The organism is Brevibacterium sp. Mu109 (genome assembly GCF_900169375.1).
Taxonomy (GTDB): Bacteria; Actinomycetota; Actinomycetes; order Actinomycetales; family Brevibacteriaceae; genus Brevibacterium; species Brevibacterium yomogidense_A.
Genome location: NZ_FXZF01000001.1, coordinates 165505 through 186542, shown reverse-complemented (window position 1 = coordinate 186542; position 21038 = coordinate 165505). Strand labels below are relative to the sequence as shown.

20 protein-coding genes and 1 tRNA gene are annotated in these 21038 nt (G+C 66.8%); 14 read left to right on the top strand and 7 right to left on the bottom strand.

Translation table 11 applies throughout. The annotated features are described in order from the left end of the window. The first annotated feature begins 2 nt into the window (after positions 1-2). Entirely contained in the window at positions 3-230 is a 228-nt protein-coding gene (locus tag BSP109_RS00810; RefSeq protein WP_087005741.1) for an amphi-Trp domain-containing protein, read from the top strand. A 125-nt stretch (positions 231-355) separates the two neighbouring features. Beyond that, positions 356-769 (top strand): cupin domain-containing protein, encoded by a 414-nt coding sequence (locus BSP109_RS00805; protein ID WP_257944503.1) that lies wholly within the window; start codon positions 356-358, stop codon positions 767-769. A gap of 42 nt (positions 770-811) precedes the next feature. On the opposite strand, the gene BSP109_RS00800 is transcribed toward BSP109_RS00805, so the two are convergent. Both BSP109_RS00800 and BSP109_RS00795 read right to left on the bottom strand, forming a co-directional pair. Further along, complete coding sequence (locus BSP109_RS00800; RefSeq protein WP_308297894.1) at positions 812-1696, bottom strand: queuosine precursor transporter; 885 nt, start codon at positions 1694-1696, stop codon at positions 812-814. Further along, the gene (locus tag BSP109_RS00795) at positions 1680-4277 is read right to left on the bottom strand and encodes a M3 family metallopeptidase (protein WP_101599143.1); all 2598 of its coding nucleotides are present in this window, start codon (positions 4275-4277) and stop codon (positions 1680-1682) included. The genes BSP109_RS00800 and BSP109_RS00795 overlap by 17 nt, the downstream gene beginning before the upstream one ends. Positions 4278-4402: 125 nt before the next feature. On the opposite strand from BSP109_RS00795, the gene BSP109_RS00790 reads away from it, so the two are divergent. From BSP109_RS00790 to BSP109_RS00775, 4 genes are read left to right on the top strand one after another with little or no spacing between them, the layout of a single operon-like run. Next, on the top strand, positions 4403-5647 hold the full coding sequence (locus tag BSP109_RS00790; RefSeq protein ID WP_101599067.1) for an MFS transporter: 1245 nt from the start codon (positions 4403-4405) through the stop codon (positions 5645-5647). A gap of 58 nt (positions 5648-5705) precedes the next feature. Next, positions 5706-6941, top strand: coding sequence for an APC family permease (locus BSP109_RS00785; protein WP_180959576.1), 1236 nt, complete (start codon positions 5706-5708; stop codon positions 6939-6941). Between the two features lie 13 nt (positions 6942-6954). Continuing rightward, entirely contained in the window at positions 6955-7416 is a 462-nt protein-coding gene (locus BSP109_RS00780) for a DUF3592 domain-containing protein (RefSeq protein ID WP_101599065.1), read from the top strand. A 44-nt stretch (positions 7417-7460) separates the two neighbouring features. Continuing rightward, positions 7461-7778, top strand: coding sequence for a hypothetical protein (locus tag BSP109_RS00775; RefSeq protein ID WP_101599064.1), 318 nt, complete (start codon positions 7461-7463; stop codon positions 7776-7778). A gap of 45 nt (positions 7779-7823) precedes the next feature. Here BSP109_RS00775 and BSP109_RS00770 read toward each other — a convergent pair whose 3' ends face one another. Beyond that, the gene (locus BSP109_RS00770; RefSeq protein WP_180959575.1) at positions 7824-9524 is read right to left on the bottom strand and encodes a multicopper oxidase family protein; all 1701 of its coding nucleotides are present in this window, start codon (positions 9522-9524) and stop codon (positions 7824-7826) included. 215 nt (positions 9525-9739) lie between these two features. Between BSP109_RS00770 and BSP109_RS00765 the strand changes: the two genes are divergently transcribed. Together BSP109_RS00765 and BSP109_RS00760 are read left to right on the top strand one after the other, a co-directional pair. After that, positions 9740-10144, top strand: coding sequence for a DUF779 domain-containing protein (locus BSP109_RS00765; RefSeq protein ID WP_101599062.1), 405 nt, complete (start codon positions 9740-9742; stop codon positions 10142-10144). A 119-nt stretch (positions 10145-10263) separates the two neighbouring features. Then, positions 10264-10650: a helix-turn-helix domain-containing protein gene (locus BSP109_RS00760; RefSeq protein WP_101599061.1), complete on the top strand. Its 387-nt coding sequence runs from the start codon at positions 10264-10266 to the stop codon at positions 10648-10650. 19 nt (positions 10651-10669) lie between these two features. Here BSP109_RS00760 and BSP109_RS00755 read toward each other — a convergent pair whose 3' ends face one another. The 3 genes from BSP109_RS00755 to BSP109_RS00745 form a co-directional block, all read right to left on the bottom strand. Then, a complete protein-coding gene (locus tag BSP109_RS00755) occupies positions 10670-11290 on the bottom strand; it encodes a ClpP family protease (protein WP_101599060.1) in 621 nt (206 codons plus the stop codon). Continuing rightward, a complete protein-coding gene (locus BSP109_RS00750; RefSeq protein WP_219618483.1) occupies positions 11287-11997 on the bottom strand; it encodes a ClpP family protease in 711 nt (236 codons plus the stop codon). The genes BSP109_RS00755 and BSP109_RS00750 overlap by 4 nt, the downstream gene beginning before the upstream one ends. A 164-nt stretch (positions 11998-12161) precedes the next feature. Further along, positions 12162-13652: a L,D-transpeptidase gene (locus BSP109_RS00745; protein WP_257944500.1), complete on the bottom strand. Its 1491-nt coding sequence runs from the start codon at positions 13650-13652 to the stop codon at positions 12162-12164. A 320-nt stretch (positions 13653-13972) separates the two neighbouring features. Between BSP109_RS00745 and BSP109_RS00740 the strand changes: the two genes are divergently transcribed. From BSP109_RS00740 to BSP109_RS00720, 5 genes are all read left to right on the top strand, one after another. After that, positions 13973-14057: transfer RNA gene (locus tag BSP109_RS00740), tRNA-Ser, on the top strand. Between the two features lie 171 nt (positions 14058-14228). After that, positions 14229-15047, top strand: a complete 819-nt coding sequence (locus BSP109_RS00735) for a transporter substrate-binding domain-containing protein (RefSeq protein WP_219618482.1) — start codon at positions 14229-14231, stop codon at positions 15045-15047. 78 nt (positions 15048-15125) lie between these two features. Continuing rightward, the gene (locus BSP109_RS00730; RefSeq protein ID WP_101599141.1) at positions 15126-15797 is read left to right on the top strand and encodes an amino acid ABC transporter permease; all 672 of its coding nucleotides are present in this window, start codon (positions 15126-15128) and stop codon (positions 15795-15797) included. Next, positions 15794-16519, top strand: coding sequence for an amino acid ABC transporter ATP-binding protein (locus tag BSP109_RS00725; protein WP_308297893.1), 726 nt, complete (start codon positions 15794-15796; stop codon positions 16517-16519). Before BSP109_RS00730 ends, BSP109_RS00725 begins: the two co-directional genes overlap by 4 nt. A gap of 166 nt (positions 16520-16685) precedes the next feature. After that, positions 16686-18392, top strand: coding sequence for a sulfate adenylyltransferase (locus tag BSP109_RS00720; protein ID WP_101599057.1), 1707 nt, complete (start codon positions 16686-16688; stop codon positions 18390-18392). A gap of 126 nt (positions 18393-18518) precedes the next feature. Here BSP109_RS00720 and BSP109_RS00715 read toward each other — a convergent pair whose 3' ends face one another. Beyond that, a complete protein-coding gene (locus tag BSP109_RS00715; RefSeq protein WP_180959574.1) occupies positions 18519-19814 on the bottom strand; it encodes a C4-dicarboxylate ABC transporter substrate-binding protein in 1296 nt (431 codons plus the stop codon). 289 nt (positions 19815-20103) lie between these two features. Here BSP109_RS00715 and BSP109_RS00710 point away from each other — a divergent pair, with 289 nt between their 5' ends. After that, positions 20104-20814: an MgtC/SapB family protein gene (locus BSP109_RS00710; RefSeq protein WP_101599055.1), complete on the top strand. Its 711-nt coding sequence runs from the start codon at positions 20104-20106 to the stop codon at positions 20812-20814. Positions 20815-21038 lie beyond the last annotated feature (224 nt).

The window sequence follows — 21038 nt, the reverse complement described above, 5'->3', positions numbered from 1 at the left end:
TCATGAGCGATGAACTCTTCGAGCACGAGACCGAGTCCACGATGACGCGCGAGCAGGCGGCCGCGAAGCTGCGAGAGCTCGCGGACTCGCTGGAGCGCCAGAACGACGTGCGAGTCGTCCAGACCGGACGCGACGTGACGGTCCGGGTCGCGGACACCGTCGAGTACGAACTGGAGGTCGAGGTGGAGCCCGGCGGGAAGTCCGAGATCGAGGTCTCCATCAGCTGGTGAGCACACCACCGGTGACCTGGGGCCGAAACACCGTCTGAGTGTCCGAGACACCGGTGCAGGGCGCGGCGTCTCGAGCACGCGACCGGCGTCTCGGCAATTGGTGCACGTCGACGTGAGAGGACGAGATGGACGACATGCAGGACGACGACACCGCGGGCGACGACGGCCGGACCGTCGGCGAGGGCGAGGACGGCAGCGCGACGACGCTCGACGTGCTGGCGCTCGCCGCGCCGCCGCAGCCCGGTCACCCGCGCGGACGCCCCGCCGTGAAGCGCCTGCTGCAGGGCGACGGGGCGAACCTCATCGCCTTCACCTTCGCGCCGGGGCAGTCGTTCCCGGACCACTCCGTCGCGCACCCGATCACCGTGCAGTGCCTGTCGGGGGAGCTCACGTTCGGGTGCGGGGGCGAGACGATCCGCCTCACCCCCGGCACCGTCGTGCACTGCCGGGAGCGAGTGCTGCACCGAGTCGACTGCCCCGATGACGCGCCGGATGCGAACGTCCTCCTGCTGACGATGCTCACCGGCGAGCGCCACTGACGCTCAGGGCGCTGAGGCTCAGTGGCGCTGAGGCTCAGGACCTCATTCTGCTCCGCCGGGCGCGTAGGTCGACTCACGCTTCTTGACCGCCTGGATCACGCGGTAGGTCACCGGCATGAAGAGCACTTCGACGGCGACCTTGTAGAGGAAGCCGACGATGATGTAGTTCACGAAGTCCCACCCCGGGATGACACCGGCGAACGCCACGACGCAGAAGATGAGCGTGTCCGCGAACTCTCCCACGCCGGTGGACGTGAGGAGCCGTATCCAGAGGTGCTTCTCGCCCATGCGCCGCTTCACCTTGACCAGGATGTACGCGTTCAGCAGCTGTCCGACGAGATAGCCGCACAGAGACGCGAGCGCGATGCGCGGGTAGAAGCCCAGGACCGCTTCGAACGCGGACTGGTTCTCGTAACCGGGGCCCGGGGGCGCGATCTGGACCACGAAGAAGACGAGGACCGCCAGGGCCTGCATCGCGAAGCCCATGAGGACTGCCCGCTTCGCAGCCTTGAAGCCGTAGACCTCGCTGATGACGTCGCCCAGGATATAGGCCAGCGGGAAGAGGAACGCTCCGCCGTCCGTCACGAACGGGCCGATCTCGATGACCTTCGTCGCAGAGATGTTGGAGATGAGGAAGACGCAGCACATGAGCGCGAAGATGTACGCGTAGAAGCGGCCTCGCGTGCTCGCGAACGCGGTGAGGCCCGCAGCGTCGTCGTGGCGTGCCGCGTGGGTATGGCCCGCAGAGTCGGTGCGGTCTGCAGCGTCGTTGTGGGGTGATGATGCGTGGGTCGGATGCTTCTCTGTGTTCTCCGCCGGACCGGACTGTCGGGGTGCGGCTCCTGCGCCGTTCACTCCCGTGTCCCGATCCGGCTGCCCAGATGCGGGTGCGTCCGCGCCCCGGGGGGCGTCACGTCTGTTCGACATCGATCTCCTGTCCACCCGTCAGGTCGACGAGTTCCGAATAGGTGAGTGGCACCATCGCCTCGATGGTGCCGCCGCCGGCCCACAGCTTCTCGTGCATCCGCAGATCGCGGTCGATGAAGGTGCGCAGGGGTCTGGGGTGTCCTGCGGGAGCGACGCCGCCGACGACCTGGCCGGTCGCGGCGAGCACCTGCTCGGGCTTGGCGCGCTTGAGCCGCCGGGCGCCGATCGCCGCCGCGGTGAACGTCGTGTCGACGCGGTGCGCCCCGGAGGTCATGATGAGGACGGGCTCGTCCTGGACAGGGAGCTCCGGAGCGGACTCGGAGGCGGGATCATCCGCTGCTGCGTCCGTCCTGCCGTCGTCCGCGGCGGTCCCGTCGCCGGACGAGGCATCATCCTCCACCTCGAACTCCGCGATGAAGACGAGCGAGTTCGCGATGGCCCCGAGCTCCACCCCGTGGTGCTCTGCCGCGGCTGCGGCGGTGGGGAGCGGCTCCGCGTGCGTGATGACCTTCGTGTCGATGCCGGCCGCGCGCAGATCGCGTTCGAGCTTCGCGTGAGTCGGGTGCGCGGGCCCGGCAGGGCGCAGCGGAGCCAGGCCGCGGCGACGCAGCAGCGGTTCGACGGTCACGTCGTCGTCCAGGAATCTCCGCAGCGCGCTCAGCGGGTCGACGGAGAACCCGAGGGACAGGACCTCCGACCGGTAGCGCGCGCCGAGCTCCGGGTCGAGCCCGCCGTGGTCCTCGAACATCTCGGACACCGCAGCGGCGTACTGCTCCGACCAGAGGTAGGAATAGTAGCCGGCCGCATAGCCGCCCGTGAAGGTGTGGGCGAAGTACGTCGACCGGTACCGCGGCGGCACGACGGGGTCGAAGCCCGCAGCGGAGAGGACTTCCGATTCGAAGGTGAGGACGTCCTCGATCGACTCGCCGTCCTCGAGTGCGTGCCACCCCAGGTCGAGCATCGCCGCGGCGAGGTACTCGAGTGTGGAGAGGCCCTGGCCGAATCCCTGGGCGGCGAGCAGCGTCTCCACGAGGCTCTGCGGAATCCGCTCGTCGGTCTCCCAGTGGAGTGCGTACGCGGGCAGGACCTGGGGGTGGAGTGCCCACATCTCGAACTGCTGCGAGGGGAACTCGACGTAGTCCCGCGGCACGGAGGTCCCAGCCTGCGACGGGTGCACGGAGTCGGCGAAGAGCCCGTGGAGCACGTGGCCGAACTCGTGGAAGAGCGTGACCGTCTCGTCGACGGTCAGCAGGGCCGGTCGGCCGGGCGGGGGCTTCGGCACGTTGAGGCTGAGCGTGGTGACGGGGTGCAGCCCGGTCAGCCGCGAGCCGGTGACGAGCTCGTCCATCCAGGCCCCGCCCTCCTTGCCGGCGCGGGCATACGGATCGACGAGGACGAATCCCAGGTGGCGGGTCCCATCGAGCGCTTCGTACACGCGGACGTCCTCGTGCCATCCCGACAGGTCCGGTCGCGACGTGAAGGCGAGCCCGAAGAGGGTCCCCGCCGTCGCGAAGACGCCGTCGATGAGCACCCTCTCGAACTCGAAGTAGGACGAGACCTGTGCGGAGTCCAGCTCGAACGCCTCGGCGCGGTAGCGCTCCCACAGGTGGGTGACATCCGCGCGCTGCAGCGGCTGCGCTTCATCCATCCCGAAGTATTCGCGGACCCTCCGCGATTCGCGGGCGAACTGCTTGAGCGCGGGGCCGATGAGCGACCGCAGCAGCCCGCCCGTGGACTCGACGTCCGGGGCGACCTGGTCATCGACGGCGTACTGGGCGTAGCTGTGGAAGCCCAGGTGTCCTGCCAGCGCGGCCCGCAGCGCGGTGAGGTCGGTGATCATCTCGCGCGTGTCCCCGGTACCGCCCGACGATCCCCGACCCAGCGACAGGTCGAGCAGGCGGGCACGGGTCGCGGGGTCCGTCAGCTCCGCCAGCGCGTCCTGCTGCGTGGTGTTCGTGAGCGGCAGTCGGAGGCCCGTGACACTGTTGTCCCGGGCATCGTCGCGGGCTGCCTGGAGTGCGTCCTCGCTCAGGCCCGCCAGCGCGGCCTCGTCGTCGACGACGAGCGCGCGCGAGGTCGCCTCACGGAGGAGGACCTGGCCGAACTCCGTCTCGATCCGGTCGATCTCCGTCGCGATGGCGGACACGCGCTGCCGGTCGTCTGCCGGGAGGCGCACCCCGGCGCGGACGAAGTCGCTCACCATGAACTCGTGGAGTCGGCGATCCTCCGGGATGAGGTCCGAGGTGGGCACCGCCTGCAGGCGCTCGAAGAGCTCTGTGTCGAGCTCGATGCCCAGGCGCAGGGAGGTGAGCTGGGCCCACACCCCGGCCGCGGCCTCGGCGACGGCATCGGTCTGGACGTTCGATTCGTACACCCGCACCAGCGCGCTCAGCGCGTCCGCGGGCTGCAGCGCCCGCTCCAGTGCCAGGGTGACGGTCTGGAAGGAGGCCTCCTCGGACGAGGCCAGGATGTCCGCCACCGCGTCCTGCGCGAAGCCCACCGCCAGCGTCGCCGCCTCCGTGAGGTGGGACGGGGTGATGCCCGCGAAGTCGGGCAGCGCGAGGTCAGGGGTGCTGCTCACGAACTCCCACGCCGGGTTCGGCGCGGGGGGGACTGTCGGGGGCTGGGTCACTGGTTCTCCTGTGTCGACGACGGCTGCACCCACCCCGTCGTCCGACAGTGCGGACGCCGGTCTAGGCTTGGCGCGTGAGCGACTTCGAAGGCTACCTGCGCGGGGACCCGCAGGCTAAACGCATTGAGGTCGGGCTCCTCATGGCCGGTCTCGCAACTTTCACCCTGCTCTACGCCACACAGGCGATTCTGCCGTATTTCACCCGCGACTACGGCATCTCGCCGGCAGAAGCCGCCTTGTCAGTCTCGATGGCCACTGCGGGGCTGGGCGTCGGCCTCATCTTCGCGGTGCCCGTATCGGAGCGGATCGGACGCGTGCGCCTCATCCGCTGGTCGCTCATCCTCGCCTCCCTCCTGGCGCTGGTGGTCGCGTTCCTCCCGTCGTGGCCGCTCTTCCTGTGGGCTCGGTTCATCATGGGATTCGTCCTCGCAGGGCTTCCCGCGACGGCCGCCGTGTACCTGAAGGAGGAGATCCACCGCACGTACGTGTCGGCGGCGACCGGCATCTACATCTTCGGCACGACACTGGGCGGACTGTCCGGTCGCGTGCTGTCCGCACTGACGATCGAGGTCGCGAACCAGTGGGGATACGCGGGCACCGGTGTGCTGAGCGAGTCCCACCTGGCGCTGTTCGTCACGGCGCTCCTGGCGCTGGGATGCGCGGTGGGCTGCTGGATCCTGCTGCCCGAATCGCGCGGCTTCGTCCCGCACTTCGATGCCCCGCGGGAGCTGATGCGGAAGTTCGGCCGTGCGTTCCGCGATCCGGTGCTGCTGGGGCTCTACGCGATCGGCGGGCTGGGGATGGGCACATTCGTGGGGGCCTTCAACTCACTGGCGTTCCGGCTCGAGGCTGCGCCGTACCTGCTGTCCGTGGGGGCGATGGGCCTCATCTACTTCGTCTACCCGATCGCCGGGGTCGGATCGATCGTCGCGGGGCGGCTGGGCGGTCGGTACAGCCTGCGCGCGGTCATGCCGTACGGCCCGCTGGTCGCCGTGCTCGGGATCCTGCTCATGGGGCTCACCCATCTTGTCTGGATCGTGCTCGGCATCGCGATCCTGTCCGTGGGCTTCTTCATGAGCCACTCCCTGGCCTCCACCTGGGTCGCGCAGCGGGCCAGCGCATCCGTGGGGGTGCCTGCGCAGGCCGCGTCGATGTACATGCTGGTGTACTACGCGGGGTCATCCATCAACGGGAACCTCGCGCCGCTCGCGTGGGAGCTGCAGGGGTGGAGCGGGGTCACCATGCTGAGCCTCGTGTTCATGGGGACTGCGTTCGTCATCTCCGTGCTGCTCGCGCGCAGCCGGCCGCTCGTCCGGTAGGGCTGGCCGGATGTGCGACGATGATCCCACCGATGCCGCCACAGAGGAGGGCCCTGCCATGAGGCGCGAGCTCGGCAGTCCGGAGACGAACCCCACTCCCGGTCTGCGTCGCGTCCTCAGCCTTCCCGGAGCAGTGATCGTCGGTGTCGGATCCATGGTGGGGGCCGGAGCCTTCGCGGCATTCGGTCCCGCTGCCGTTGCGGCGGGCTCGTGGTTGCTGCTGGGCCTCGCGATCGCGGCGTTCGTCGCCTTCCTGAATGCGACGTCGACGGCACAGCTCGCAGCTCAGCATCCGGTCTCCGGAGGCGTCTACGCGTACGGGACCGCGCAGCTGGGGCCGGTGTCCGGCCTGATCGCCGGGTGGGGATTCGTGCTCGGCAAGACCGCCTCGACCGCCGCGATGGCGCTCGTCGCCGCGACGTACCTGCTGCCTGTCTCCCTGTCCGGATCAGCCTGGGCCACCCTCGTCGCGCTCCTGCTGCTCGCAGTCGTGACCGGAGTGAACGCGCTCGGAGTGAACCGCACGGTGCAGGTGACCGCGGTGCTCCTCACAGTGGTCCTCGTCGTGCTCATCGTCGTGGTCGGCACGGTCATCGCGCGTGAGGAGTTCAACCTGGGCGTGCTGGCATCGCCGGCTGCGGCAGGGCCCCCGTTCACTCTCATCGGCGTGCTCCAGTCTGCGGGGATCCTGTTCTTCGCGTTCGCCGGCTACGCCCGCATCGCCACACTGGGCGAGGAAGTGCGGGATCCGGCGCGGACGATCCCCCGTGCGATCGTCGTGGCGCTGGGCAGCACGGTCGTCCTGTACGCAGTGCTCGGGCTCGTGCTCCTGGGGAGTCTGGGAGCTCAAGTGCTGGCGGCGACGGATGCCCCGGTGGCGCGGCTGGTCACCGGAGTGCCGATCGTGTCGCTGCTGGCGAGGATCGCCGCGGTCCTCGCAGCGCTCGGAGCGCTCCTGGGCCTGACGGCGGGACTGTCGCGCACGGCCTTCGCGATGGCGCGTGATCACAGCCGGAGCTTCGGGGCGCTCGCCCGCATCCACGAACGGTCCGGTGTGCCGCTGCGCGCACAGGTGCTCACGTCCATCGGCGGAGCACTGCTCATCGTCATCGGCGATCTCACCGTCGCGATCGCGGTGTCGAGCGTGTTCGTCCTCGTCTACTACTTCATCGCGAACAGAGCGGCGCTGACCCAGACGGGGGAGCACCGGCGCTACCCGCGGTGGATGCAGATCGCCGGAATGGTGCTCTGCGCGCTGCTCGCTCTCGTCATGATCCCCGTCTGGTTCTTCTGAGGAGGGAGGGACGATGCTCGCGCTTCTGCTCCGACTGTTCGGACTCCTGCTGGTGGTCGCGCTGTTCGCAGTCGTGGTCGTCATCGGGATCGTTCTGATCCGTCGCAATCGGGAACTGGTCCGACACGGGATCCCCGTGCGCTCGACGGTGGTCCACGTCAGGGCTCAGTCGATCGACTCCACGTTCGTCTACCACCCGACGGTGCGATACGAGCTGCACGGCAGGGTGTGGGAGTCCACACCGTCACTGGGGAAGCACGCCCTGAAGACGAAGGGATTCTGGAAGTCGAGCTGGGCGGGGGAGCAGTTCATCGGGATGCCGTTGGACGTGCACGTCGATCCGGAGAATCCCGTGGTCTCCACGGTGCCCGGGCAGAGCCGCCTGGGGATCCTGCTCGTCGTCGTCGGATCCGTCTTCGGTGGTCTCACCCTGCTGTTCGGGTTCATCGGAGTGCTGATCGGCCTCGTGCGCTGACATGAGCTCGTGCGCTGAGGTGAGGAGTTTGCGACCCTGAACGTATGGGAGCGCGACCGCCCGGTGATGACACATCCGATACGACGAGGACCCTGCGCGACGAGATCGTGGGACCCCCTCGTCCGAGCAGGCGGGCTCAGTTCTGCGCGGTCGCCTTCGGGGCGCTGCTCGTCGCCAGTCTTGTCATCACGGCACTGACGGATGTCGAAGTGTCACCGGGACTGATGCTGACGAATGCCGGGCTCATGGTCCTGTGCGGGTTCGCGGAGCTGCTCGACCCGCGGCAGCGCCGGTTCGTCATCGCCCTGCGCCTCGCCGGGGCGGGAGTTTCTGTGCTCGGGCTCGTGCTGCTGCTCCTCTGATCCGGCCCGACACGCGCGCAGCACGCGTGTCTCAGCGCTCGTGTCTCAGTGCTCGTGGCCCGTGCCCTGGAGCGCGTCGAGCGCCTCCTGCTCGGACACGTCGACGGTGAAGTGTCCCATCATGCCGTCGTCCTCGTGGAGCATGAGGTGGCAGTGGAACATGTACGGCAGCTGCGAATGGTCGTCCTCGTGTGCGGGGAAGGCCACAGCGATGCGCACGTCGCGCTGTGGAGGCGTGTAGATCGTGTCCTTCCAACCGGCCATCTCAGGGGGTGGTGGATCTCCGCTGATGTCCAGGATCCTGAACTGCGCGTTGTGTATGTGGAAGTTGTGCGGTGACGAATCGAGGTTGCTCACCTGCCAGACCTCGGGCTGGTGCGACGACGACACCAGATCGATGCGGTCCATGTCCATCGACCGGCCGTTGATCTGACGGCCGCGCAGCGTCATCTGCCGCTCCTGCCCGCCGGAGACCGGTTCCGGGACCTCGACCAGCTGCGCCGGCAGCCCGAGGTCCGCGATCGATGCGGGTCCACCGGCGTCGTTCGAACCACCAGAGCCGCCCGAATCATCGGCGCCGACCTCCCTGCTGCCTGCGTGCTCGAGGCGCAGGATCGTGAACGCATCCTCACCGCCCACAGCCTCGTAGTCGGAGACGTTGCCCAGCTCCGGTTCGGACGATACGAGCGTCACCCCCTCGTCGGGGACCTCGATGAGGACTTCGGCACGTTCCGCCGGCGACAGGCTGATCGATTCGACGTCAGCGGGTTCGGGGAGCAGGCCTCCGTCAGAGCCGATGACTGTGAGCGGTCCACCGCTATCGAGCCGCAACCCGTAGGAGCGTGCCTGCGAACCGTTGAGGAGCCTGAGTCGCAGCACCCGCTTCTCTGTCGTGTGGACGGCTCCGACCACGCCGTTCGTCACGACGGTGCGGCCCAGCAGCCCCACCTCCGAATTGAAGTTGTGGCCCAGCAGTTCGCCGTCCTCGGTGATCCGCATGTCCTGGATGATGACCGGGAGGTCATCGACCCCGTACTCGTGGGGCAGTGCGGCGAGGACGTCTGCGGAAGGCGAGGGGGCCTCGGCGGCTGAGGGGACGGCATCCCCTGAGACGGTTCCCGGCTCATGACCGTCCGCGTCGTCCAGGATCAGCATCCCGGCGAGGCCGCGGCGCACCTGCTGGGCCGTCGCCTCGTGCGGATGCGGGTGGTACCAGAGCGTGGTCGCAGGCTGGTCGGGGGTGAAGGCGACGGAGCGCGTCTCGCCGGGCTGGATCGGGTCGTGGGGCCCGCCGTCGGCATGTGCGGGGACGAGCATGCCGTGCCAGTGGACGGTCGTCTCCTCGTCCGTGTCGTTCGTGATGACGGCTTCGATCGGGCGGCCCCGCTGCATGCGGATGGTCGGGCCCAGGTACGTCTGCCCGTTGTATCCCCACGTGTCGGAGGCGACGTCCGGCAGGAACTCCGTCGTCCCCCGACCGGCGGTGAGTGCGAAGCGGCCGTCGGCGTCCGGCTCGAGGAGCGGGGGGATGGGGAGGGGACTGCCCGCGTCGGTGACCGGCACCTCGGCCTCGCGGGAGCAGGAGGCGAGGACGGGAGCGAGTGCGGCGACGCTCAGCAGCGCTCCGCCGGCCCGCAGCAGGCCCCGGCGATCCAGGGACAGGCGCAGATCGCCTGGGGAAGGGACCCGAGAGCCCGGTCGCGAGGTTCGGGGGCCCCGGCTGCGAGGGGGGTGGGATGCGGGCATGTGCATGATTGTCCCGGTCCGTGCCGTGGTCTTGCTGAGCGTTGCTGTCGGTGAGACGGCGCCGACCGGTGGGCAGACGATTCGTGGACGGCGAAGTCGCTGGTGGGGCGAGCACGTCCCGTCCGTCCGTTGTGGTGCACCTCACGCGCGCGTAGGCTGGATGACCACGTCGACGGCGATGATGGCCTCGTCGACGTCCGTGCCGAGGAGGAGCCATGACCGTCCACGCAGCAGCAATCGAAGCCGCCCCCGCGATCGAGGGGGAGGACTTCTCCCGGGTTGCCTTCACGCAGGATGCGGTCGACCTGCTGGTCCGACTCATCGACCGCAACGGTCCCGTCATGTTCCACCAGTCGGGTGGATGCTGCGATGGCTCGTCGCCGATGTGCTACCCCGCAGGGGACTTCCTCACCGGGGACGCGGACATCCTTCTGGGCGTGTTCGAGGTGCCGGTGGCGGACGGGCAGAACAGCGAAGTCGAGTTCTGGATGTCCGTGGAGCAGTTCGAGTACTGGAAGCACACCCATCTCACGATCGACGTCGTGGACGGGCGCGGATCCGGCTTCAGCCTCGAAGGGCCCGAGGGCAAGCGCTTCCTCACCCGATCACGGCTGTTCTGATGAGCAGCGCTGTTCGGATGAGTCGCGACTGTTCGAGTGAGCTGTCCGTGTGAGTGCATCCGTTCCGCTCAGAGCGGATGAGCGTTCCCGGGACAGGCGGAGCGCTCTAGGCTGACGTCATGGACAGGACCCCCGTACCCCTGCTGCGCGACGTGATCGGGCGTCTTCTGCGCGTGCGCCGGATCGCCCTGGGGCTCACCCTCGCTGATGTCGCGGATCGCGCCGGCATCTCCACCCAGTACCTGTCTGAAGTGGAGAGGGGCCTCAAGGACGCGTCGTCGGAGATGGTCGCGGCTATCGCGGGAGCGTTGGGGATGCAGCTCCACGAGGTCCTCGTCCTCTCATCGCGTCTCGTCGCACCTGTCGATGACGAGCGGGTGCGCGCTGTCAGCGGTGGGACGCCCACGACTCTGTCCCTCTCGTCGCCCCTCTCTTCAGCACCGTCGCTCTCCACTGCGCTGGCGTCCTCTTCTTTGATGCGCGGGGACGTCGTCCTCGCCGCTTGATCGTGGCCAGCAGCTGACTTCATGCCGCATTCGTCGCCGCCCGAGGGTCCGGCCGGCGGCTCACGACACCGTCGACCAGCCCGAACTCGACCGCATCTGCCGCTGTGAGCACCAGGTCCCGATCGAGGTCCTCCCGCAGCTGGACGCGGCTGCGGCCCGTGTGCCGCGTGAGGATCTCCTCGATCTCGTCGCGCTGTCGCACCACTTCGTCCGCGGCGAGAATGAGGTCCGGGATGGTGGCCCGTCCGCCGTCGGTCTTCGGCTGGCTCAGGACGACGCGTGCGTGGGGGAGGACCGTCCGCTGACCGGCCTCCCCCGCAGCCAGCAGCACCGCGGCGTCTGCGGCGGCCTGTCCGATGCACATCGTCGCCACCGGAGCGCGGACGTACTGCATCGTGTCGTAGATGCCGGTCATCGCGGTGAGCGAACCGCCTGGTGAGTTGATGTACAGGCTGATGGGCAGCTCCGGGCTCGCCGCCTCGAGGTGGAGCAACTGTGCGATGACGGCGTTCGCGACGCCGTCGTCGATTGCTGTGCCGATGTAGACGATGCGGCTGGAGAGCAGGTGGCTGTAGACGTCGACGATGCGCTCGCCGCGGGAATCGCGGGACACGACGTTCGGGATCGTGTACTGACTCATCGTTCGTTCCCTTCGGAGAGGTGGGCGGTGCTGGTGGTTGCTGCGGCCTCGGCGGCGATGCCCAGTGGCGCCCGCGAGGGTGTGACGATCTGGGACGGGTCCGTGACGAGCGCGTCGACGAGGCCGTAGTCGACGGCCTGCTGGGCGGAGAACCAGCGATCGCGCAGAGAGTCGGCGAAGACGCGGTCATAGGTCTGCCCGCTCATCGCAGCGATCCTGCCCAGGACGGTGTCGCGGACGGAACGCAGATCGTCGGCCTGGAGTTCGACGTCGGCGGCGCTCCCGCCGATCCCCGACGACCCCTGATGGAGGAGGACCCGCGCGTGGGGCAGCGCGAGTCGCTTCCCCGGAGTGCCGGCGGAGAGGACGAACTGTCCGGCGGACGCCGCCCACCCGAATGCGACAGTGACCACGTCGTTCGGCAGCAGCGCGACGGTGTCCGCGATCGCGAGCATCATCGGCACGGATCCGCCTGGTGAGTTGACCCAGAGGTGGATGTCGGCGCGGGGGTCCTCGTCGCTCAGCAGGGTGAGACGCGCGATGATCTCCATCCCCGTGTCGTCGTTCAGCTCGCCGTTGAAGGAGACGATTCGGCGGGCGTGGAGCATGTATTGATAGCGATCCGCCCCGTCGGGTCGGCGTGTGGAGTCGGTGTCGAAGGCCTGTGGCGTGTCATGTGGCGTATGCGGGGCATGTGGTGTGTGCATGCCCTCAAGAGTGGTGGGAGCTGCGGCGCAGTGGAAGATGGATCCGCCCTGAGCGGAGCCGTCCCGCTGCGGGCGGGAGGGATCTGCTCAGGGCGGATCAGCTGTGTGGAGAGGTCGCCTCGGGCTACGCCGAAGTTCGTCGTGGAGTGCACCGGCGAAGCTGCTCAGTCCAGCGCGGACAGCTCCTGCCAGTCCTCCCACGAGTACACCCAGTCGGAGATGTCGCTGTGCTCCGTGTTGAGGTCGACGGACGAGCCGGTGATCTCGACGGGATCCCCGTAGAGCGCCATGTCGTAGTACTCCTTCGCACGCTCCGTCGACAGGTTGATGCAGCCGTGGGACACATTCGCACTGCCCTGGACGCCCACGGACCACGGAGCGGCATGGATGAACTCGCCGTTGTTGTGGATGCGGACGGCCCAGCTGACATCTGTCTCGTAGTCCCAGCGCTCTGACGTCATCGTGTAGAACTCGTGCTTCGCCATGACGACGTGAGTGCCGTTGTAGGACGGGGCCTGGGCGGATCCGAGTGATGTCGGCCAGTCGGCGATCTGCTCGCCGTCCCGCTCGATCGTCATGCGGTGCGACTGGGCATCTGCGACGACCCGCTGGTCACGGCCGACGTCGAATGACAGCTCGACGTCTTCCTTCCCGTACCAGCGAGGTGAGTACTCGACGCCCTCCAGCGGGAGGCTCACGTCGACGCTCACATCGGCGGGCCAGAACTCCTCAGGGCGGTAGTGGACGCGGCTGATGCCGTCAGCCGTGTCGTAGAGCCAGCCCCACGAGCCCTCGACGTCGACCGGTTCTCCGTCAGCGTCGGTGACCGTCACGCTGAGGCGCGCTTCGATCGCCGCCCGTGCGTCCTCGGGGATCGTCGAGTTGAACGCCACCGCGACCGGTGCGCCTACGCCCACCGTCTGGTCATCTGCGATGGCGGTGTTGGCCGTGAGCTCCTCCTGGGCCGTCGTGACCGGTGTCGTGACGGTGCCGGTCGCGGTGTGCTCGTCGCCATCAGGAGCGACGGTGGTCGCCTCCCACGCGTACGTCGCGCCGGTCACGAGTGCCGTCGAGGATTTCCATTCCGGGCCCTGCGAGTCGGTGGCTGCGCCGGCGTCCTCGTCTTCGGCGGCCTCGTCCTCGGCGTCCTCGACATCCATGAGTCCGTGGGACGGCTCGGTCGTGCCGCCGGCCATCGCCTGCTCGGAGGTGCCCTCTGAGGCGGCCTCGTCGTCGACTTCGTCTGAGTCGTCGTCGGCGTCGAAGGTCCCCGTGTCCACTGGGACAGTGGCGTGGTCGGCGTCGGTGAGCCGCACCTCGGCGAACTCGCCGCCCTCGACCGCAAGGACGAGCTCCTCGCCGGCTGCAATCGTCACGGAGTCGGCGGGGTCCGTCGCGTCTGTCGCCGCGCCCGTCGGAGACGTCGTCTCGTCCGACTCGTCGGCGGCGCCTTCGACCGCTGAGTCCTGGCCTGCCGCCGCAGTGTCATCCTCGAGGGGTTCGTTCACCACGGTCACGGTGGGTGCGGGGTCGGTCTGTGTCGTGCTCTCGTCGGACGTCGGGTCTGCCTGGGTCGTCGGATCCACCGTGCACGCGGAGAGGACGAGGGCGGCAAGCCCCGCGGTGGCGACAGCAGAGAGGGCACGACGACGCACGGAAACCTCCGAAAGGTAAAGGGACTGCGAAGATCGTACGTTGCGTCCCGGAGGCATTCCTGGGTATTGCGTGACCGCGGGGGCGATCCCGCGGAGTGCCGACGTTGCAGATGTGCAACCGGCGCCGCGGGATGTTCTCTGACCTGCGGCGATGCAGTGCTCGAAGCTCGTTCCGTGTTGCCGAATCGTAACCGGGTCTGCGTGATCAGAATGAACGGAATCGGTGGGACGCGCGCCGTCCAGGGTGTGCCGCTGCGCCTGGCGGTGGTCGTCCGCACCTCGATTTCTCCTGAGCGTGCGAGTCCGGTAGAGTCATCTGCGGAGGATTCGCCTAGCGGCCTATGGCGCACGCCTGGAACGCGTGTTGGGTTAACGCCCTCAGGGGTTCAAATCCCCTATCCTCCGCAGCGAGAAGCCCCCGGTTCGCCGGGGGCTTCTTCACATTCACCGAAGGTGTGCGGTACCACGTACTTCGTCTTAGCATCGAAATGTCCGATTTTGACACCTCCGTGAGCCCCCGATAGCTTCGAGGTGTGGCAGACGTCACCAGCATCCCGAAGGATTGAGAGGTCTCCTGTGAGGAGCATCAAGCGGAAGTACCTGACTGCAGCGACTGCCGGAGCTGCGGTCCTGGCCCTGGGCCTCACCGCCTGCGGAGGTAGTGACGAGGGCGGCGACGAGGGTCTCGCGGACAGCTACGTCGTCGCGTCGGACACGTCGTTCGTGCCGTTCGCCTTCGACGAGGATGGTGAGTACGTCGGCTTCGACATGGACATCATCAACGCCCTTGCTGATCGCGTGGGCTTTGAAGTTGAGCTGGAGACGACGAACTTCGACGGCATCATCCCCGGTCTGCAGACGGGGTCGTTCGACATCGCCATCGCCGGCATCGGCATCACCGAAGAGCGTGCCGAGGTCATCGACTACACGAGCCCCTACTACATGTCCGGACTCCGCATCGCCGTTCCGATCGACAATGATGAGATCGAGGACGTTGCGGATCTCGAAGGGCTCGACATCGCGACCCGGTTGGGCTCCACCAGTGCCGCCTATATCGAGGAGAACATCTCCGACGCCACGGCGAACACGTACGAGCAGCTCGACCAGGCGTACCTGTCGGTGGAGGGCGGCGGTTCCGACGCGATCCTCTATGACGCGCCGAACGTCGAGTACTACGTCGAGACGGCCGGCGAAGACAGCCTGAAAGTGACCGGTGACCTGTTCGAGGCGGAGAACTACGGCATCGCGGTGGCTCAGGGCAACGAAGAGCTCGTCGGAGCGATGAACGACGCTCTGGCCGAGATCATCGACGACGGCACCTACGCCGAAATCCACTCAGAGTGGTTCGGTGGTGAGCCGGACTGGCTGGACGAGCTGGCTGCCGCGGCGGACTGACTCCCAACCGACTCTCCATGCGTTCCATGAGGCGGGCACTCGGCGGATGCCCGCCTCATGGCGGAAGGCGTTCTGAATATGCAGAAGCTGCTGGGCTTCAACTGGGCCGGCGTCATCGATTTCGTGCCGGCGCTGATGACCGGGCTCTACTACACGCTGCTGATCAGTGTGGTGGGCCTGGCGATCGGCTTCGTGCTTGGCGCGTTCGTCGGCCTGGGCCGGATCAGCCGTTTCAAAGTGGTCTACTGGATCTCCACGTTCTACATCGAGGTCATCCGCGGCACGCCCGTGCTGGTTCAGGCCATCTGGATCTACTTCGCACTCCCGCTCATCATCCAATACACGCTGCCCTCCGTGACCGCGGGCATCATCGTCATCGGACTGAACTCGGGTGCCTACATCGCAGAGATCGTCCGTGGTGCGGTCCAGTCGATCGAGAAGGGACAGTCGGAGGCCGGCCGTTCGCTGGGGATGAGCCGTCGGACCACGATGCTCCACGTCATCTGGCCCCAGGCGTTCAAGCGGATGATCCCACCGCTCGGTAATCAGTTCATCATCAGCATCAAGGACACCTCGCTGCTGTCGGTGATCCTTGTGCCTGAGCTGATCTTCCAGGGTCGATTGATCGCCGCCAACCATTTCAACGCGGTGGAGATCTACTCCGCCGTCGCGGTCTTCTACTTGGCGATCACGCTGACTCTGTCAGGTGTCCTGAGGATCATCGAGAAGCGTTTGGAGAGTCGCGCATGATCATCGAGGTCAGTGACCTGCACAAGTCCTTCGGCAAAAACGAAGTGCTCGCCGGCATCGATTGCAGTGTCGACGAGTCCGAAGTGGTCTGCGTGATCGGTCCGTCCGGTTCCGGCAAGAGCACCTTACTGCGGTGCCTGAATCTGCTGGAGGAGATCACCAGCGGCGAGGTCGTCATCGACGGCAGCAGTCTGACGGATCGACGCATTCGGATCGACGATGTCCGTGCGGAGATCGGGATGGTCTTCCAGCAGTTCAACCTCTTCCCCCATAAGACCGTCATCGAGAACATCATGCTCGCTCCGATGAAGGTGCGAGATCTCAACCGCGAGAGTGCGCGTGCGCGGGGGAAGGCACTGCTGGAGAAGGTCGGTCTTGCCGAGAAGGAAAACGCCTATCCCGGCAGCCTCTCCGGAGGGCAGCAGCAGAGAGTGGCGATCGCCCGGGCGCTAGCGATGGAGCCGAAGATCATGCTCTTCGACGAGCCGACGTCTTCCCTCGACCCCGAACTCGTCGGTGAGGTCCTCGCGGTGATGAAGGACTTGGCGCAGGAGGGCATGACGATGGTCGTGGTCACTCATGAGATGGGATTCGCACGGGAAGTCGGCGACCGGGTCCTATTCCTGGATGGCGGAGTACTCGTGGAGCAGGGGCCTCCGGAGAAGATCTTCGACGACCCGCAGGAAGAGCGGACCCGAGCCTTCCTCAACAAGGTGTTGTGACCTGACGAGGAGCTGGAGACGCTGGGACGCTCAGGAGTTCCGGTTACTCGGCGGCCCGGTCGATATTGCGGCTATGGTGGCTCAGAAGCAGCACGTCGACGTGCTGACGTGGGCCCCCTAGCCGCCTCGCTGAGACCGCCAGAGGCGTATGAGAGGTTGATGAGCAGTGTCGCTGAACTTCGACGAATACCCGCAGAAGCCGCATGGCGGAACACTCGTGGATCAGGTTGTGACCGGTGACCGCCGTGAAGCAGAGATCGAGCGAGCCAGGTCGCTACCGAGTATCCGTGTCGATCTGGAAGCGATCATCACGATCGAGATGATCACGACTGGAGTCCTCTCTCCTCACAAGGGCTTCATGAATGAGGACCAGTACCTTTCCGTCCTGGAGACCGGACGTCTGACAGACGGGCTCGTCTGGCCGGTGCCACTGAGCTTCGCCCCGATCGGTAAGAAGAACGAGGAGATCATCAAGCTGCTGGGCGTCGGTGACGACGTCAGTCTGGTGGATGACCAGAACGAGCCGGTTGCGATCCTCAACATCGAAGACATCTTCACGTACGACCGCGACCACCGTGCGAAGAACCTGTTCGGCACGACGGACCGGGACCACCCGGGTGTGGACTCCATCTATCGGCGGATGGGCAGCACTTCCCTGGGCGGCACCCTCAACCTGCTCAACCGGGTCGATTGGGGCCCGTTCGAGCAGCTGCGGCGCACTCCGAAGGACACGTGGCGGACCTTCTATGAGGAGAAGAAGTATGGTTCCGTCGCTGGGTTCATCACCGGCGCGAACCCGCTGCACCGTGGTCACGAGTACATTCACCGCAATGCGCTCGAGGAGGTCGACGGTCTGTTCCTCCAGCCGTTGGTCGAGCTGGCCAAGCGAGAATATATCCGCCACGAATTCCGGATGCGCGCCTACCAGAACGTGATTGACACCTACTATCCAGCTGACCGCTCTCTCCTGTCGCCCCTGCGGGTCACCTATATCTTCGCGGGCCCGCGGGAAGCGATCCTCCACGCGCTCATCATGAAGAATTATGGATGCACCCACGCGCTCATCGGCCGCGATCACGCCGGAGTGGGCGACTTCTACGACAAGTACGCGGGCCATAATGTCTTCAGCGACTACACCCAGGAAGAACTGGGCATCGACGTGCGCCTGTTCCACGAAGTCTTCTACGACGTACGCGCCGCGACGCACGCGACGGAGCGCACGTCGAACAATGACGACGTCCGCTACCGCCTCAATATCTCTGGCACCGGAGTCCGGGAGCTGCTGCGGTACGGCATCATGCCGCCCAAGGAGATCGTGCGACCGGAGTCGGCAATGGGCGGTGTCCAGGGTGTGCAGCCCAAGGGCATGGACGACAACAACGAGGCCGTCACGCAGCCTGTCGGGAAGATCATCAAGAGCATGTTCCCGTATTACCTCGAGTACAGCGGACTGGGTGGTTCTCCACGCCACGTGCCGCTCAAGGTCGAGGACCTGACTCTGGAAGATCTGGAAGCTGCAGTGCGCGACGTGCGCGAGCATGCGGGTCTCGTCTATGAGGACGTGTACAACGAGTACACCAGCATCCTTGATCGCAATCGTTCGATGCAGCGGGGGTGGAAGGACGAGGCGCGGGACGCGTTCCGTCAGCGGCAGGAGCGCCTCATCGCGGATCTCGAGGTGAAGCTGAAGAGCGCGCCGGACACCGCCTCGGATGAGTTCATGTACCAGGATCGCGCAGAGGTGGAGCGCGAGCTGACGGCAGCCCGGGCGCTGCTGGAGGAGATCCCGATCAACCTCATGCAAGACTCTCTGGATGCCCGCGCGTGGAATCAGACGCCGTATCAGCGCTATCGCGGCGCGGACGAAGAGTAGGAAGAGCAGGCGGAGTGAACAGGAAGTGTGGGCGGCTGCACGACACCTGCCCGCTGCTCTGAACACGCGCAGAGGACCCCCGGGGAGCATCCTGCTCCTCGGGGGTCCTCTGCGCGGTCGTTCCGTTCAGGATCCCGGACGGTTCTCGAGAGCCCCGGTCTCCTCGTATACCGCCCATGCGTACTCGTCGAAGTCGGCTTCCCGGTCGACCCATTCGTTGATGGTTTCCATGTCGCCGCCGTCCTCGTAGCCGAGCTCTCCGATCTTCGTGGTCCACTCCTCTTCCAGATCAGCGATCTGCGTGAGCGTCGCGTCATCGATCGTTCCGTTGTCGATGGCCTCCTGCTGGAGGGTGGGGATGTATTCGGCGAGCTGCTCCTGCCAGGCGTCGTCGAACTCATTGATCGTGCCGTCGACGGAGTGGAGGTCGTCGATGTGTTGGGCGTTGGAGTTGATGTACCCCTGGACGTCCGAGGCGAGCGACATCGCAGAGCTGTCCGCGATGATCTGCTGGTAGGCGAGCGGCAGATCCGTGAACGTCGATCCGGCCATGTATGTGGCGGGGAACCGCGGCCAGTTCGCCTGCGTCGAGTACGTCAGGTGCGGTGCTGCCTCGTAGACGCCGCTGATGTCCTTCGCGGACATGGGTGAGAGGTCGCAGTCGATCGTCCCCCGCTGCATCGCCTCGAACGCCTCGGTGAACTCCATGCTCGTGGGCACTGCGCCGAAGTGGGTGGCCGCTGACTGCTGCGAAGCCGCGCCGATCCGCACCTGCTTGTTCTCGAAGTCCTCCGCCGTCGCGATCTCCGAGTTGCAGTTGAGCGAGTAGGCGCCGGATGTGATGAAGGGGGCGAGCGGGGTGACGCCCTCGTCCTCGAAGCGCTGGAGGTGGCCCTCGTTGCTCCACCCGATCGCACTGCCGACCGCGTAGGCCGTCATCTCACCGACCTGGGGTGAATAGCCGACGCTGGCGAGTGCCGTGCCGATGTCCGTCGCCTCGGGGAAGCGCTGGGGCTCGTAGCCGAGCAGGTGGTACGAGATGTCGACGCGACCGTCCTGGAGCGCGTCGACGACCTCTGGGTAGCCCGCGATGCTCATGCCCCAGGCGATGTCGACGGTGATCTTCCCGCCGGATCGCTCCTCGACCTCCTCTTTGAACTCGAGCGCCTGTTCGCCGCTCGTGGAGATCTCGGACGGTGAACCGCTCTGGAACGTGAGCGTGACGGGCTCGAGGTCGGCGATCGCCGCATCGACGTCTTCCTGGGAGGCGTCGTACTCGAAGCCGGAGTCCGCTCCTGCGGCCTGCCCGGGGCCCTCGCCGCCCGCTCCGCCGGCGCAGCCTGCGAGCAGGACCAGGGCGGAGGCGGCGGCGCCGATTCCTGTGAGTCGTTTCCCAGAGATGGGAAGGATGGATCGCGTCATCTGCGGCTCCTCGATGGGTGAGCTGGACTGGCGCATCGACGGTCTTGGCGCATCACTGCGACCGCGCGTCGGGCGGTCTTCGCCGAGTCGCCGTTGACACCGACGAAGACTGATTCTGAGCGTAGTGCGAAAGTGTGTGTTGTGCGTCACGTTCGGGTAACGATTGAACGCTCGACCAGCGGTAGTCGCTTGGGCGGGCTGGCGGGCTCTGCTCCGCGCACACGGTTGCCCATTGGTCGTCCTGAGAGCGCCCATGTCCTGCCGCGATGATCGGGTGGACAATGGGGGCATGGACCTGTGGACTGAGTCTTCGGGGTTGGAGCTGGGCTACCTGGCTCTTGCGTTCGTGCTGTGCGCGTTCATCGGGATCGAGCGGCAGGTGCGCCAGAAGGCTGCGGGGTTCCGCACGCACGTGCTCGTCGGTACGGGTTCAGCGGGCTTCACCCTGGTGTCCAGCTTCGGCTTCGCCCACGTGCTGGGGGATGATGTCACTCTCGACCCGTCGCGCATCGCGGCGCAGATCGTCACGGGGATCGGCTTCCTGGGCGCCGGAGTCATCTTCACGCGCCGCGACGCGGTGCGGGGCCTCACCACTGCGGCGACGATCTGGGTCTCCGCGGCCGTCGGCATGGCGGCGGGCGCGGGCATGGTGTCGCTGGCGGTCGGCCTCACCGTGGCCCATCTCTTCGCGCTGGTGGTCATGGGGCCCATCGTCGCGAAGATCCCGACGCGCGACACGAATCGGGTGCTGCGGATCGTCTACGCCGATGGTGAAGGTGTGCTCCGCCGACTCCTCGCCGAGGCGACGGAGGTCGGCTTCTCCGCCTTCATCCTGTCAACCCGTCGGCTGGACCAGACGGATCTGGTCCAGCTCGACGTGCGCTTCAAGGGGCGCATGCCGTTGCGGGACCTCGTGCCGCACCTCCACGAGGTGGACGGAGTGCGCTCCATCCATGTCCAGCGGGACACGGATGACGAGGAGGAGGATTCGCGGACCTAGACGAGGATTCGCGGGCCTGGCGGCGCAGGATGTCGCGGGCGCGCTGGGTGCGGACGCGTCTCCTCGGTCCCTCGGTTCGTTTCGCAGGGCTGTCGGGCCGGTTTCACAGAGTCGCCCGACCGCATCCACAGGTTGGCCGACCCGTATCACGCTTTTGGTGGCCGCCAGATGTCATCCCTGCGACTCTCTGCGTCGAATCCACCGGCTGCGAATATCGCCTGGCC

Bases quoted from the DNA above. Each gene is read 5' to 3' on its own strand.
- BSP109_RS00810 (WP_087005741.1), top strand. From the start codon at position 3: ATGAGCGATGAACTCTTCGAGCACGAGACCGAGTCCACGATGACGCGC.
- BSP109_RS00805 (WP_257944503.1), top strand. From the start codon at position 356: ATGGACGACATGCAGGACGACGACACCGCGGGCGACGACGGCCGGACC.
- BSP109_RS00800 (WP_308297894.1), bottom strand. From the start codon at position 1,696: ATGTCGAACAGACGTGACGCCCCCCGGGGCGCGGACGCACCCGCATCT.
- BSP109_RS00785 (WP_180959576.1), top strand. From the start codon at position 5,706: ATGAGGCGCGAGCTCGGCAGTCCGGAGACGAACCCCACTCCCGGTCTG.
- BSP109_RS00780 (WP_101599065.1), top strand. From the start codon at position 6,955: ATGCTCGCGCTTCTGCTCCGACTGTTCGGACTCCTGCTGGTGGTCGCG.
- BSP109_RS00775 (WP_101599064.1), top strand. From the start codon at position 7,461: ATGGGAGCGCGACCGCCCGGTGATGACACATCCGATACGACGAGGACC.
- BSP109_RS00770 (WP_180959575.1), bottom strand. From the start codon at position 9,524: ATGCCCGCATCCCACCCCCCTCGCAGCCGGGGCCCCCGAACCTCGCGA.
- BSP109_RS00765 (WP_101599062.1), top strand. From the start codon at position 9,740: ATGACCGTCCACGCAGCAGCAATCGAAGCCGCCCCCGCGATCGAGGGG.
- BSP109_RS00760 (WP_101599061.1), top strand. From the start codon at position 10,264: ATGGACAGGACCCCCGTACCCCTGCTGCGCGACGTGATCGGGCGTCTT.
- BSP109_RS00755 (WP_101599060.1), bottom strand. From the start codon at position 11,290: ATGAGTCAGTACACGATCCCGAACGTCGTGTCCCGCGATTCCCGCGGC.
- BSP109_RS00750 (WP_219618483.1), bottom strand. From the start codon at position 11,997: ATGCACACACCACATGCCCCGCATACGCCACATGACACGCCACAGGCC.
- BSP109_RS00730 (WP_101599141.1), top strand. From the start codon at position 15,126: ATGCAGAAGCTGCTGGGCTTCAACTGGGCCGGCGTCATCGATTTCGTG.
- BSP109_RS00725 (WP_308297893.1), top strand. From the start codon at position 15,794: ATGATCATCGAGGTCAGTGACCTGCACAAGTCCTTCGGCAAAAACGAA.
- BSP109_RS00715 (WP_180959574.1), bottom strand. From the start codon at position 19,814: ATGACGCGATCCATCCTTCCCATCTCTGGGAAACGACTCACAGGAATC.
- BSP109_RS00710 (WP_101599055.1), top strand. From the start codon at position 20,104: ATGGACCTGTGGACTGAGTCTTCGGGGTTGGAGCTGGGCTACCTGGCT.